11 protein-coding genes and 3 pseudogenes are annotated in these 13,999 nt (G+C 68.6%); all 14 read left to right on the top strand.

Going from position 1 to position 13,999, the window contains the following annotated elements; genetic code table 11:
- The first annotated feature begins 37 nt into the window (after positions 1–37).
- Positions 38–997, top strand: coding sequence for a tripartite tricarboxylate transporter substrate binding protein (locus ASF43_RS09055; RefSeq protein WP_056179333.1), 960 nt, complete (start codon positions 38–40; stop codon positions 995–997).
- Positions 998–1,154: 157 nt separating this feature from the next.
- Positions 1,155–1,895, top strand: a pseudogene (locus ASF43_RS31635) (hypothetical protein); the annotation flags it as partial.
- Between the two features lies 1 nt (position 1,896).
- A pseudogene (locus ASF43_RS31630) lies at positions 1,897–2,315 on the top strand (enolase C-terminal domain-like protein); the annotation flags it as partial.
- Between the two features lies 1 nt (position 2,316).
- On the top strand, positions 2,317–2,835 hold a 519-nt coding region (locus ASF43_RS30570; RefSeq protein WP_304437958.1), incomplete at its 5' end, for an enolase C-terminal domain-like protein.
- 478 nt (positions 2,836–3,313) lie between these two features.
- Positions 3,314–3,775 (top strand): DUF3299 domain-containing protein, encoded by a 462-nt coding sequence (locus ASF43_RS09040; protein ID WP_056179324.1) that lies wholly within the window; start codon positions 3,314–3,316, stop codon positions 3,773–3,775.
- 98 nt (positions 3,776–3,873) lie between these two features.
- The gene (locus ASF43_RS09035) at positions 3,874–5,442 is read left to right on the top strand and encodes an AMP-binding protein (protein WP_056179321.1); all 1,569 of its coding nucleotides are present in this window, start codon (positions 3,874–3,876) and stop codon (positions 5,440–5,442) included.
- Between the two features lie 2 nt (positions 5,443–5,444).
- Positions 5,445–6,638, top strand: a complete 1,194-nt coding sequence (locus ASF43_RS09030; RefSeq protein WP_056179318.1) for an acyl-CoA dehydrogenase family protein — start codon at positions 5,445–5,447, stop codon at positions 6,636–6,638.
- A gap of 28 nt (positions 6,639–6,666) precedes the next feature.
- Positions 6,667–7,659 (top strand): tripartite tricarboxylate transporter substrate binding protein, encoded by a 993-nt coding sequence (locus tag ASF43_RS09025; protein ID WP_056179317.1) that lies wholly within the window; start codon positions 6,667–6,669, stop codon positions 7,657–7,659.
- Between the two features lie 35 nt (positions 7,660–7,694).
- Entirely contained in the window at positions 7,695–8,666 is a 972-nt protein-coding gene (locus ASF43_RS09020) for a LysR family transcriptional regulator (RefSeq protein ID WP_056179316.1), read from the top strand.
- A 64-nt stretch (positions 8,667–8,730) separates the two neighbouring features.
- A pseudogene (locus ASF43_RS09015) lies at positions 8,731–10,577 on the top strand (N-6 DNA methylase).
- A 59-nt stretch (positions 10,578–10,636) separates the two neighbouring features.
- On the top strand, positions 10,637–11,941 hold the full coding sequence (locus ASF43_RS09010; protein WP_162241792.1) for a restriction endonuclease subunit S: 1,305 nt from the start codon (positions 10,637–10,639) through the stop codon (positions 11,939–11,941).
- The gene (locus tag ASF43_RS09005; RefSeq protein WP_056179312.1) at positions 11,938–12,393 is read left to right on the top strand and encodes a hypothetical protein; all 456 of its coding nucleotides are present in this window, start codon (positions 11,938–11,940) and stop codon (positions 12,391–12,393) included. The genes ASF43_RS09010 and ASF43_RS09005 overlap by 4 nt, the downstream gene beginning before the upstream one ends.
- 5 nt (positions 12,394–12,398) lie before the next feature.
- Positions 12,399–13,331, top strand: a complete 933-nt coding sequence (locus ASF43_RS09000; RefSeq protein WP_056179311.1) for a DUF5655 domain-containing protein — start codon at positions 12,399–12,401, stop codon at positions 13,329–13,331.
- Between the two features lie 195 nt (positions 13,332–13,526).
- The coding region (locus ASF43_RS08995; protein ID WP_056179669.1) for a MarR family transcriptional regulator at positions 13,527–13,999 on the top strand (473 nt) is incomplete at its 3' end.

Here is a 13,999-nt window from a genome sequence, read left to right as displayed (position 1 = left end):
GCCGCGTACGCGTGTTCTTGTGCTTCAGGAGAAACCCATGAAAAAGATCCTCGCCGCCATGGCCTGCACGCTGTCGCTCGCCACCGGTGCCCACGCCGCGTGGCCCGACAAGCCCGTGACCATCGTCGTGCCCTTCCCGGCCGGTGGTTCCACCGACATGGTGGCCCGCGCCATGGCGCTGCACATGGGCCAGGCCCTGGGCCAGAGCTTCATCGTGGACAACAAGCCCGGCGCCACGGGCACCATCGGCGCCGGCTTCGTCAAGCGCGCCGCGCCGGACGGCTACACGCTGCTGGTGTCCTCGCTGGGCGCCTTCGTCGTCACGCCGCACCTGGTCAAGAGCGTGCCCTACGACGCGAACAAGGACTTCGACTACATCAGCGTGCCGGTGCAGGCACCGAATGTGCTGGTGGCCAGCCCCAGGCAGAAGGAGCGCACCGTGGCCGAGGTGCTGGCGCTGCTGAAGGCGCAGCCCGGCAAGGTGAGCTTTGCCAGTTCGGGCAACGGCTCGTCCGACCATTTGTCGGCCGAAGTCTTCTGGCAGCAGACCGGCACCGAAGGCCTGCACGTGCCCTACAAGGGCGGCGCGCCCGCCGTCAACGACCTGCTGGGCGGCCAGGTGGAGTTCTCGTTCCAGAACGTGAACGCCGTGCTGCCGCACATCAAGGCCGGCAAGCTGCATGCGATCGCCGTCACCGGCGACAAGCGCTCGCCCGTGCTGCCCGACGTGCCCACGCTGGCCGAGGCCGGCGTGAAGGGCGCCGAGGTCTATTCCTGGCAGGGCCTGGCCGCGCCCAAGGGCCTGCCGCCCGCGGTGAAGGACAAGCTCGCCGCCGCCGCCATGGCCGCCATGCACGACCCGGCCGTCAAGAAGCGCATGCAGGAACAGGGGCTGGAGATCGTCGCCAGCACGCCGGCCGACTTCACCGCGTTCCAGGCCAAGGAATGGACGCGCTGGAAGACCTTGATCGATACCCGCAAGATCACCGCAGACTAGAGAGCAACCACCCAGGCGGCTTCGCCGCTCCCCCCTTCTGCTGCGCGAAGGGGGGCACACCCAGCGGCCTGGCAGAGCCAGTTCCGCGGGTGTCCACCAACGGGCTTCGCTGCGCTTGCCGGTGCGAACCCACACCACGTTTCACAGGCCACCGAACATGACTTCCACCTCCACCCCCATCGTCACCGAACTGCGTGTCGTGCCCGTCGCGGGCCACGACGACATGCTGATGAACCTCTCGGGCGCGCACGGTCCGTTCTTCACCCGCAACATCCTGATCCTCAAGGACAACGCCGGTAACACCGGCGTGGGCGAAGTGCCCGGCGGCGAGAAGATCCGCCAGACGCTGGACGATGCGCGMGSCCTCATCGTGGGCCAGCCCATCGGCAACTGGCAGGCCGTGCTGAACGCCATGCGCACGCAGTTCGCCGAGCGCGACGCGGGCGGGCGCGGCACCCAGAGCCTCATCGTGGGCCAGCCCATCGGCAACTGGCAGGCCGTGCTGAACGCCATGCGCACGCAGTTCGCCGAGCGCGACGCGGGCGGGCGCGGCACCCAGACCTTCGACCTGCGCGTGGCCATCCACGCCGTCACGGCCGCCGAAGCCGCGCTGCTCGACCTGCTGGGCCAGCACCTCGAAGTGCCGGTTGCCGCATTGCTCGGCGAAGGCCAGCAGCGCGATGCCGTGCAGATGCTGGGCTACCTGTTCTATGTGGGCGACGCGAAGAAGACCAACCTCGCCTACCGCACCGAACCGGATGCCGACAACGCCTGGTTCCGCGTGCGGCACGAGGAGGCCATGACCCCGGCCGCCATCGTGCGCCTGGCCGAGGCCGCGCAGGAGCGCTACGGCTTCCAGGACTTCAAGCTCAAGGGCGGCGTGCTGGCCGGCGACGAGNAACCGGATGCCGACAACGCCTGGTTCCGCGTGCGGCACGAGGAGGCCATGACCCCGGCCGCCATCGTGCGCCTGGCCGAGGCCGCGCAGGAGCGCTACGGCTTCCAGGACTTCAAGCTCAAGGGCGGCGTGCTGGCCGGCGACGAGGAGGTCGATGCCGTCACCGCGCTGCACGAACGCTTCCCCGAGGCCCGCGTCACGCTGGACCCGAACGGCGGCTGGCTTCTGAAAGACGCCATCCGCCTGGGCCAGCGCATGCGCGGCGTCGTTGCCTACGCCGAAGACCCCTGTGGTGCCGAAGGCGTGTTCTCCGGCCGCGAGGTCATGGCCGAGTTCCGCCGCGCCACCGGCCTGCCCACGGCCACCAACATGGTCGCCACCGACTGGCGCGAGATGGTGCACAGCCTGTCGCTGCAGTCGNGTCATGGCCGAGTTCCGCCGCGCCACCGGCCTGCCCACGGCCACCAACATGGTCGCCACCGACTGGCGCGAGATGGTGCACAGCCTGTCGCTGCAGTCGGTCGACATCCCGCTGGCCGACCCGCACTTCTGGACCATGGCCGGCAGCGTGCGCGTGGCCCAGCTGTGCCAGGCCTTCGGCCTCACCTGGGGCTCGCACAGCAACAACCACTTCGACGTCTCGCTGGCCATGTTCACGCACGTGGGCGCGGCGGCCCCCAGCAAGGTCACGGCCATCGACACGCACTGGATCTGGCAGGACGGCCAGCGTCTGACGAAAGAGCCGCTCAAGATCGAAGGCGGCTACGTGCAGGTGCCCCAGAAGCCCGGCCTGGGCATCGAGCTGGACATGGCCGAGGTGGAGAAGGCGCACCAGCTGTACCTGCAGCATGGCCTGGGCGCGCGCGACGACGCGCAAGCCATGCAGTTCCTGATTCCGAATTGGAAGTTCGACAACAAGCGGCCTTGCATGGTGCGCTGACCCATTTCAACGAAGGAGACCCACCCGTGAGGACACCCAGCCCCGTGTGGTGATGACGCTCGTCGCGTCGGCCGTGCTCGCCGCCTGTGGCGGCAGCGGCGACGACGGCGTCGACTGTTCCGCCTTCCGCGCCGCCGGCTTGTTCTTGGCTGCGCCACAGTTGACCACCGGCGCCACCGGCGCGCAGAGCGTCAACGTCGCGGTGCTGGCCAAGGAGGGCGTGCGCACGCTGACGACAGCAGCCGTCTCGGGCCAGCCCTACATCGCCATCAACCCACCGGCGTCACCAACGCACCCTGCACGCGCAGCACCGAGCCGTTCGGGACGGTCAAGGACACGATGTACGACGTCGGCGACAACGAAGTCGCGTCCTACCTGTTCCGCGCCGACATGCGCACGCCCAACGACAAGTCGGACGACACGCTCATCAAGATCGACGCCGGCTGGCCGAACAGCGGCTACCAGTACTGGAGAGAACATGGACCTGCAGGGCATCGACCTGCAGCGCCTGTCCGACGACGACCCACGCACCGCCATCGCGCTGCAGCGGTTGCGCAAGGTCTGGGACGAAGCGCCGCTGAGCGCCGCGCTCAATGGCCAAGCCATCCGCCTGCCCGGCTACGTGGTGCCGCTGCAGGAAACCGCGCAGGGCCTGCGCGAGCTGCTGCTGGTGCCGCACGACGGCGCCTGCATCCACACCCCGCCGCCGCCGGCCATCCAGATCGTGCACGTGCGGCTGGACAAGCCGAACAAATCGCTGAGCACCATGGACACGGTGTGGGTCAGCGGGCGGCTCAAGGTGCAGCGTGCGAGCACGGTGCATGGCGTGAGCGGGTATGCGCTGTTGGGGCAGCGGGTATGCGCTGGTGGGGCAGCGGGTGGAGCGGTACGCGGCGGCAGGCCGGCGCTGAGCGGCGGGCCGGGCCATCACTCGGAATGATGGCCCCGCATCAGCAATCCGTATTTCCGTGATCGCGGGCCTTCTGGGACAGTGCCGGCACGACAGCGCGCCGCGCCGCCGGACCAGGAGACAAGCCCATGACCACCCATCCGCCCCGCCCCGTGACCAACGTCGCGGCCCTCGTTGCCCGCAGCGCGCAGCGCCACGCCCGGCGCGTGGCCGTCATGAGCCCGGCGCGCACGCTGACCTTCGCCCAACTCGAACAGCGCGCCTGCCGCCTGGCCAATGCCTTGCTGGGCATGGGCCTGGCGCGTGGTGACCGCGTCGGCATCTACCTGCCCAACTGCGCCGAGATCGTCGAGATCGAGCTGGCCTGCTACAAGGCCGCGCTGGTCAAGGCACCGTTCAACGCACGCCTGTCGCCGGCCGAGGTGGCCGCTGCCGTCGCCAACAGCGAGGCCACGCTGGTCGTCACCACGGCCGAGCGCGCCGAGTCCTTCCGCCCGCACCTCGCGGGCGCCATGCCGCGCCTGCTGCTGCTCGACGGACCGGCGGACGCCGGCTACGAGGCCGCGCTGGCCCGCGCCAGCGACAGCTTCCAAACGGCCGAGGTGCAGGCCGACGACCTGGCCGTGCTGCACTACACCTCGGGCTCGTCCGGCGTGCTGAAGGCCGCGATGCAGACCTTCGGCAACCGGCTGGCGCAGCTGCGCAAGTTCCTGATGCGCTCGGAGACCACCCGCGCAGGCGACACGCTGGGCCTGGTCGGCCCCATCACCCATGCGTCGGGCATGCAGATCGTGCCGGCGCTGTGCAGCGGGACCACCATCCGCCTGTTCAGCGGCTTCGAGCCCGCCCGCTTCCTGGCCGACATGCGCGCCGACCGCGTGACCCACACCTTCCTCGTGCCCACCATGGTCAACATGCTGCTGGCCGAACTGCAGGGCCGCTACCGCCCGCTGCCCGAACTGCAGCGCCTGGGCTACGGCGCCGCCCCCATGGCGCCGGCCCGCATCCTGCAGGCGATGGACGTGTTCGGCCCGGTGCTGTCGCAGGGCTACGGCGCGGGCGAGACCACCTCGGGCGTGTGCGGCCTGTCGGTGGAAGACCACCTGCACGCCCGCGCTGCGCGGCCCGAGCGGCTGGCCTCCTGCGGGCGGCCGCTGCTGGAATGCGACGTGCAGATCCTCGACGACGCGGGCCAGCCCGTGGCCGTGGGCGAGATCGGCGAGATCGTGGTCGGCGGCGACGACGTGTTCGCCGGCTACTGGCGCGCGCCCGAGCTGACCGCCGAGGTGCTCAAGGACGGCCGCTACCACACGGGCGACCTGGCGCGGCTGGACGACGAGGGCTTCGTCTACATCGTCGACCGCAAGAAGGACATGGTCATCAGCGGCGGCTTCAACGTCTACCCCTCCGAGGTCGAGGCCGTGCTGTACCAGCATGCCGCCGTGGCCGACGCCTGCGTGTTCGCCGTGCCCGACGACAAGTGGGGCGAGGCGGTCGCGGCCCACGTGGTGCTGCGCCCCGGCCAGGCGCCGGATGCACGCGCGATCGATGCGTTCTGCGCAGAACGGCTGGCCGGCTTCAAGCGGCCGCGCCACATCGAGTTCGTGCAGGCCCTGGTCAAGAACGCCAACGGCAAGGTGGCGCGCAAGACGATCCAGGCTCCGTACTGGGCCAACCACAGCCGGATGGTGAACTGACCATGACGAACCGACCTCTCTTCGACGGCCCCTTCGAGGGCACCGAGCGCGCCGCCGGCATCATCGCCCGCGTGCAGGACTTCCTGCACGGCGAGCTGGCCGAGCTGGCCCGCGCCCACGGCATCGACCACGAGCACGGCGCCGACCGCGCACTGCTGCAGCAGGTGTGGCGCCGCTCGCACGCGCAGGGCTTCTACGGCATGACGCTGCCCGAGCCCATGGGCGGCCTGGGCCTGTCGGTGCTGGACCATGTGTTGATCAAGGAGGCCATCTACGCCAGCGGTTCGCCGTTCGCGCCGCATGTGTTCGGCGAGCTGAGCGGCCCGCCGCGCGTGGGTGCGCTGGCGCGCCAGGCCACGCCTAAGCAGATGGCGCAGTTCATCGTGCCGGTGGCCCAGGCCGAGATGGCCATCTGCTTCGCGCTGACCGAGGCCGAGGCCGGCTCGGACGCCGGCGCGGTGCAGACGCGCGCCGTGCTGCAGGGCGACCACTACGTGCTGAACGGGCGCAAGCGCTTCATCTCCGGCTCGCCGTTCGCCGATGCGGCGGTGCTGCTGGCGTCCACCGCGGCCGAGGGCGCGGCCGAGCGCGAGGTCACCGCCTTCTTCGTCGACCTGCGCGCGCCCGGCGTGCGGGTGGAGAGCGGCTACAAGACCATGGCCGGCCAGAGCAGCACCGGCGACATCGTGCTGGACGGCTGCCGCGTGCCGGTGGGCCAGCGCATCGGCGAGCCCGGCCGCGGCCTGGCGCTGGCGCTGGGCCGCATCAGCGTGAACCGGCTGCTGCACTGCCCGGCCATGCTGGGCCTGGCCCAGGTGGCGCTGCGCGATGCGCGCGACTACGCGCTGCAGCGCCGCCAGTTCGGGCGCAGCATCGCGCAGTTCCAGGCCATCCAGCACATGCTGGCCGACATGGCGACCGAGCTGGCCGCGGCCCGCGCGCTGATGCTGGGCACGGCGCGGGCGCTGGACGCCGGCGGCGCGGCGCGGGCCGAGACCTCCATGGCCAAGCTGTTCTGCTCGGAGACCGCGTTCCGCGTGGCCGACCGCGCGGTGCAGATCCACGGCGGCGAGGGCATCGTGCAGGGCCGCCGCGTGGAGTTCCTGTTCCGCATGCTGCGCATGTACCGCGTGCTGACCGGCACCAGCGAGATCCAGAAGAACACCATCGCCAAGGAACTGCTGGACGCAGCCTGAGCTCGACAGAACATCCGGAGACATTCACATGAACATACCCTTCGACCTCAGCCGCCGCGCCCTGCTGGGCAGTGCGCTGGCGGCCACGCTGGCACCGCTGGCCACGGCGGCCCGCGGCACCGAGCCTTATCCCAGCCGCCCCGTGAAATGGCTGCTGCCCTACCTGGCCGGCACCGGCCCGGACAACACCGCCCGCATCCTGGCCGAGGCCGTGGGCCCGCTGCTGGGCCAGCCGGTGGTGATCGAGAACAAGGGCGGCGCGGCCGGCAACATCGGCGCGCGGCTGGCCGCCAAGTCGCCGGCCGACGGCTACACCTGGGTCTATTCGGCCGCGCCCATGGCGGCCAACATGCGCATGTACAGGCAGCCCGGCTACGACGCGCTCAAGGACTTCCGCCACGTGATGCGGCTGACCAGTTCGGACATCGCGCTGATCGTGCATGCCGACTCCGGCATCGACAGCGTGCAGGCCCTGGCCGAGCGGCTGCGCGCCGCGCCCGGCAAGCTGGAGTACGCCTCGGGCGGCGTGGGCACGCCTTCGCACCTGGGCATGGAACTGCTGCTGAGCGCGCTCGATGCACGCGCCCTGCACGTGCCCTACAAGGGCGCGTCCGAACTCGTCAACGCGGTGCTGGGCAAGCAGGTCGTGTTCGGCACGCCCATCCTGTCGGTGCCGTACCAGCAGATCAAGGCCGGCCAGCTGCGCGCCCTGGCCGTGGCCGGCCCGCGCCGCAACCCCATGCTGGCGCAGGTGCCCACGCTGGCCGAGGCCGGCGTGCCCGGCGTCGAGCTCGTGTCCTGGGGCGGCGTGTCGGTGCCGGCCGGCACGCCGGACGCGGTGGTCGAGCGCATCCGCGCGGCCTTCCGCGCCGCGTTGCAGCAGCCGCGCGTGGTCGAGGCGCTGCAGGCCCAGGGCGGCGGCGTCGACGTGCAGGACGGCGAGGCCTACGCGCGCGGCTTCACGCGCGAGATGGCGTTCACCGAGGCGATGATGAAGCGGGTCGGCCTCGAACCCATCTGAGCGCCACCATGGCAGGCCGTACAGTCGGCCTCACCGTGGAACTGCGAACCCTGCGCTACTTCATCGCCGTGCTGGAGGCGGGCAGCCTGTCGCGCGCCGCCGGGTCGCTGTACGTGGCCCAGCCCGCGCTGACGGCGCAGATCCGCAAGCTGGAAGAGGAGTTGGGCGCGCAGCTGTTCGAGCGCTCGCACGCCGGCATGACGCCTACGCCCGCGGGCCTGCAGCTCTACCAGGACGCGCGCCGCCTGCTGTCCGACGCGGCGGCCGTGCGCGAGCGCGTGCGCAGCCTGCCGCAGGGGCCCGAGGGCTCGGTCACCGTGGCGCTGCCGTTCCTGCTGGCCTCGCTGCTGATGGGGCCGGTGCTGGCGGCGCTGAAGGCCTCGCACCCGCGCATCCGCGTGTTCGTGCTGGACGACCTGAGCCTGCTGGTGAAAAAGGCCATGCAGGACCGCCGCGCCGACATCGGCATCCTGGTCGACCAGGCCCAGGTCGACGGCCTGCGCTGCCAGCCCTTCGCGCGCGAGGCCATGTACTTCTGCGGGCTCGATGCCGACGGCGCGGTCGCGCCGCTGCTGCAGCGCCGGGCCCGGCACGCGCATCCGGACATCGCGTTCTCGGCGGCAGTGGCCCTGCCGCTGGTGCTGCAGTCGCGCCGCTTCTCGATCCGCCAATGCGTTGAGGATGCGGCGGCTGCGCAGGGCCTGGTGCTGAACATCGCGCACGAGCACGACTCGGCCCGCGTCATCCGTTCGCTGTACGCCTGCGGCGCCGGCTTCACGTTCACGCCGGCCTGCGCGCTGCCGAGCTCGCCTGCGCGCAGCGGCTGGCTGGTGGCGCGTGTCGTGCAACCCGAGCTGCAGCGCCGCTACAGCCTGGCCACCGCGGCCGACCGGCCGCTGGACGCGGCGGCGGCGGTGGTGGCGCAGGCGCTGGAGCACGAGGCCCGCACGCTGATCGCGCGCGGGCGTTGGGAGGCCGAGTGGCTGGGGGCTGCGACGATGCCTTAGGTCCGGTTTCGCCGGAGACAATGGCGCGCTGCGCGCACAGGCCGCACCATTGCCCCGGAACCGCATGAACCACCACGCCCTTTCGTCCTTCATCTGTCCGTTGCCGACCTGCTGCGCGGCGACTACAGACAAAGCGAATACGGCCGCGTCATCCTGCCCTTCACCGTGCTGCGCCGGCTGGACTGTGTGCTGCAGGCCACCAAGCCCGCCGTGCTCAAGGAGTTCGAAGCCAAGACCCAGGCCGGCCTGAACCCCGACCCCTTCCTGCTGCGCAAGGCTGGCCAGAGCTTTTACAACACCTCGCCGCTGGACCTGGCCAAGCTGCTGGTTGACCAGGACCACATCCGCCAGAACCTGTACGCCTACGTGCAGGCCTTCTCGCCCGAGGCGCGCGACATCTTCGAGCGCTTCGACTTCCACACGCAGGTCGAGCGGCTGGCCAAGGCCAACCTGCTGTACCTGGTGGTCGAGAAATTCGCCGGCATCGACCTGCACCCCGAGGTGGTGGACAACGCCGCCATGGGCCAGGTGTTCGAGGAGCTGATCCGCAAGTTCGCCGAAATCAGCAACGAGACGGCCGGCGAACACTTCACGCCGCGCGAGGTCATCCGCCTCATGGTGAGCCTGCTGTTCATCGAAGACGACGACGTGCTCACGCCCGGCGCCGCCGTGGTGCGCACCGTCTACGACCCCACGGCCGGCACCGGCGGCATGTTCTCCATCGCCGGCGAATACCTGCTGGAGCACAACCCGCAGGCGCGCCTGACGATGTACGGCCAGGAGCTCAACGACGAGTCCTACGCCATCTGCAAGGCCGACATGCTGATCAAGGGCCAGCCGGTGGAAAACATCGTGGCCGGCAACACGCTCAGCGAAGACGGCCACGCGGGCCGCAGGTTCGACTACATGCTCTCCAACCCGCCCTTCGGCGTGGAGTGGAAGAAGGTCGAAAAGGCGGTGCGCGCGGAGCACGACAGCAAGGGCTTCGACGGCCGCTTCGGCCCCGGCCTGCCGCGCGTGAGCGTTGGATCCATGCTGTTCCTCATGCACCTGCTGGCCAAGATGGCGCCCGTGGTCGATGGGCAAGGCGGCAGCCGCTTCGGCATCGTGCTCAACGGCTCGCCGCTGTTCACCGGCGGCGCCGGCAGCGGCGAGAGCGAGATCCGCCGCTACGTGCTGGAGAACGACCTGGTGGAGGCCATCATCGGCCTGCCCACCGACATGTTCTACAACACCGGCATCGCCACCTATGTCTGGGTGCTGTCCAACAAGAAGAAGGCCGACCGCAAGGGCCAGGTGCAGCTCATCGACGCCTGCGGCTTCTGGCAGAAGATGCGCAAGAGCCTGGGGAGCAAGCGGCGTGAGATGAACGAGGCCCACATCGCCACCGTCACGCGGCTGTTCGGCGACTTCACCGAGGCGGAACTCGTCACGGTCTTCGATGCCGCTGGCCAGGCGCTGGGCGCGGCGCAGCTCGTCACGAACACCGACAACCCGCCCACTGTGCCCGAGGGCGGGCGGCTCAAGCGCGTGCCCATTTCGCGCATCTTCCGCAACGAGGACTTCGGCTACACGACCATCACGGTTGAGCGGCCTTTGAAGGATGCAGCCGGCCAGCCGGTGCTGGGGCTCAAGGGCAAGCAGAAGGGCAAGCCGCAGCCCGATAGCGCGCTGCGCGACACCGAGAACGTGCCGCTGGGCGAGGACATCGGTGCGTACTTCGCGCGCGAGGTGCTGCCGCATGCAAGCGATGCCTGGATCGACGAGGACAAGAGCAAGGTCGGGTATGAGATTCCGTTCAACCGGCACTTCTATGTGTTCGAGGCGCCGCGCAGTCTGCAGGCGATCGACGAGGAGCTGAAGACGGTGACGGCCAGCATCATGAGGATGCTGGGGGAGTTGGCGGAATGACGTTGCCGAGGTATCCGGAGTACAGGGGCAGCGGCGTTCCGTGGCTTGGAGACACTCCCGTGCATTGGCCTGTCCTTCCTTTGAAGGCGATTGCGTCCGGTCAGGTCGATGGCTTCATTGATGGCGACTGGATCGAGAGCCGCCATCTAGCTGGGACCGGCATTCGGTACATCACCACAGGCAACGTCGGCCCCGGCTTCTATAAGGAGCAAGGCTCTGGCTACATCTCCGAAAAGACATTCATCGAACTGCGGTGCAAGGTCGTCGAGCCGGGTGATGTTCTGATCTCTCGACTTAACGCGCCGATCGGGCGGGCGTGCTTGGCGCCAGACCTTGGTACTCGAGTTGTGACATCAGTCGATAACGTGATAGTTCGGCCTCGGCCTCAGTTCGATAGACGATTCATTGTGTTTCGGCTGACATCGCCCGACTATTTGCATGAGGCCGGCACCATTGCGAGCGGCGCAACGATGCAGCGCATCAGCAGAAGCGAACTAGGCAACATGCGGGTTGCCTTTCCCCCGTTCGACGAGCAGGTGGCTGTTGCCACCTTCCTCGACCGCGAAATCGCCAAGATCGACGCGCTGATCGCCGAGCAGGAAAAGATCATCGCCCTGCTCGCCGAAAAGCGCCAAGCCACCATCTCCCACGCCGTCACCCGCGGCCTCGATCCCGATGCGCCGATGAAGGATTCCGGCGTGGCGTGGTTGGGGGAGGTGCCGGCGCATTGGGATGTAGCAAGGCTCAAACGGCTCGTTCTGAGCATTGAGCAGGGTTGGAGCCCGCAATGCGAGAACTTTCCCGCCGAGGATCCGGAAGAGTGGGGCGTTCTCAAGGTGGGATGTGTCAACGGCGGAGTGTTCGACGCGAAGGAAAACAAGAAGCTTCCACCCGAACTCGCGGCGAGGCCTGAGTACGCATTGAAAGCGGGGGACCTACTCATTTCCCGGGCCAACACGAAGGAGCTGGTTGGAAGTGCTGCCGTTGTGCCATCCAACTTCGACCGTCTTTTGCTTTGCGACAAGCTCTACCGTCTTCGGCTTGCACGAGACGAATGCTTGCCGGACTATGCCGCTGCCGTCATTGGCACGCGCGAGGCGCGGTCGCAAATTGAACTCGCCGCAACGGGCGCCAGCAGTTCAATGCTGAATATCGGCCAGAGCGTCGTGCTCGACTTGCCGTTGCCAATGCCCACCCTGGATGAGCAGCGTGCAATCATTGATTTTCTTCGGTCCGAGACCGACAGACTCGCTGCGTTGTCTGGTGGCGCCCAGCATGGCGTGGCGCTCCTCAAGGAACGCCGCTCTGCCCTCATCGCCGCCGCTGTCACCGGCCAGATAGACGTGCGCGAGGCAATGCAATGAGTTCCGACTGGAGTGCCAGTGCAGCGGTCGTCGGCTTCATTGCAAACCTGATGCCCCTCTTCACCCACGAGCATCACCAGGGTGTGTACAGCGCTCGCTCCTTGCTAGATGGCACTCTGGTGCTCCCATTGCCGGACGGAAAGTGGTCCGACGAAGATGCCATGGTACGCATCCATTGGCAGGGCGATGCCAGCCGAATCAGCACCGTGCATGGAGACCTCTTTGCGACACCCATCGTCGAACGCTATGTTCGCCTGCATGCAGTAGGCGCCTCGGAAGAGGCCATTGCCGCCGAGCTGTGGTTCATGGCAAACCACTTCACCCACAAGACGGGCTGCACGCTCTATCTGCCTAACCATCAGGAGCCTCCGCATCCTGCGGTCCGCATCGGCCGAAAGGCGATGGAGATCGGGCAAGGCATCCTCGTCAACCTGTTGTCCCCCAAACTCTGATTGCCATGAGCGACATCCAGCTGTTCCGCCTGTCCGCAGGCCGAGCCTCCGAGCTGCCCGCGTCCTCCGCCGCACTGGAGCGCCAGCTCCAGGCGCTGATCGAGGCGCAGATGGAAACCTTCCTGGGTGTGCGCTTCCTCGCCACCGAGTACACCACCGGCAAGACGCACCGCGGCCGTATCGACTCGCTAGGGCTGGACGAGAACGCCTGCCCGGTGATCGTCGAATACAAGCGCCACAGCAACGAGAACGTGATCAACCAGGGCCTGTTCTACCTGGACTGGCTGTTGGACCACAAGGCAGAGTTCCGCTGGCTGGTGATGGACAAGCTGGGCCGCGAGGTGGCCGACAGCGTGGAATGGGCCGGCACGCGGCTGCTGTGCATCGCGGCGGACTTCACGCGCTACGACCAGCATGCGGTGCAGCAGATTCCGCGCAATATCGAGCTGATCCGCTACAAGCAGTTCGGCGACGACCTGCTGCTGCTGGAGCTGGTCAACACGCAGAGCGTGCCGGAAGGTGGCGGCCGCGACGAAGCGGATACCCGGGCCGCGCCATTATCCGAAGCGGTGCAAGCAGGCCGTGCGCCGGCAGGCAAGGACAGGAGCATGCTGGACCAATTGGAGAGCGCGCCCGAGAGCATTCGCCAGCTGTACGCCGACCTGCGCTCCTTCGTGTTCGCGCTGGGCGACGACGTCAATGACAAGCAGCTCAAGCTCTACACGGCCTTTCGCAAGCTCAAGAACTTCACCACGGTGGTGGTGCAGAACAACCGCCTGCTGGTCTACCTGAAGTTGGACCCGGATTCGGTGGCGCTGGAAGAAGGCTTCAGCCGCGACGTGCGCGCCAGCGGCCATTGGGGCACGGGCGACGTGGAACTGTCGCTGCGGACCCCCGCCGACCTGGAGCGGGCCAGTCCATTGATCGAGCGGGCCTAGCAGGAGGGTTGAACCGCTCGGACGGCTGCCTGCGCGGACCCGTGCCAAAGGCCACCTGTCGCCTGTTTGGCAACGATCGTCGCCCATTGAGCAACAGCTCGGTGGTGCTGGGCGGGCGCGACAAGGGCGCTACCTTGCCAAACCTCGCGCGCTCGGCCATATTCGCAATTCGCGAATGGCGAATGCTCCCCTCCGATGGACCTCAAACCCCAAGACCTGCTGGTGCTGCTGAAGGTGGCGGCGCATCCGCCGCAGCGCTGGACCTATGCCGCGCTGGGCGAGGCGCTGTCCATGAGCGCGTCCGAGGCCCATGCGAGCGTGAAGCGTGCCGTGGCCTCGGGCCTGGCCGTGTCGCCCGAACGCGGCGAGTGGTCGCCGGTGCGCCCCAGCCTGCTGGAATTCATGCTGCATGGCGTGCGCTACGTCTGGCCTGCCACCGCCGGGCCGGCCAAGCGGGGCGTGCCGACGTCGTTCGGTGCCGAGCCGCTGGCCGGCAGGGTGACGGCCGCCGCTGGTGAAGCGCCGGTATGGGCGCACCCCGCCGGCAGCGCCAAGGGGCCCACGCTTTCCCCGCTGTACCGCACCGCGCCGCAGGCGGCATTGGCCGACCCGGCGCTGCACCGCCTGCTGGCGCTGCTCGATGCGTTGCGCACCGGGCGCGCGCGCGA

The sequence above is a fragment of the Pseudorhodoferax sp. Leaf267 genome (assembly GCF_001422405.1).
Lineage (GTDB): Bacteria > Pseudomonadota > Gammaproteobacteria > Burkholderiales > Burkholderiaceae_C > Pseudorhodoferax.
The sequence above is the reverse complement of the archived record's forward strand: the minus strand, read 5'-3'. Positions and strand labels throughout refer to the sequence as shown.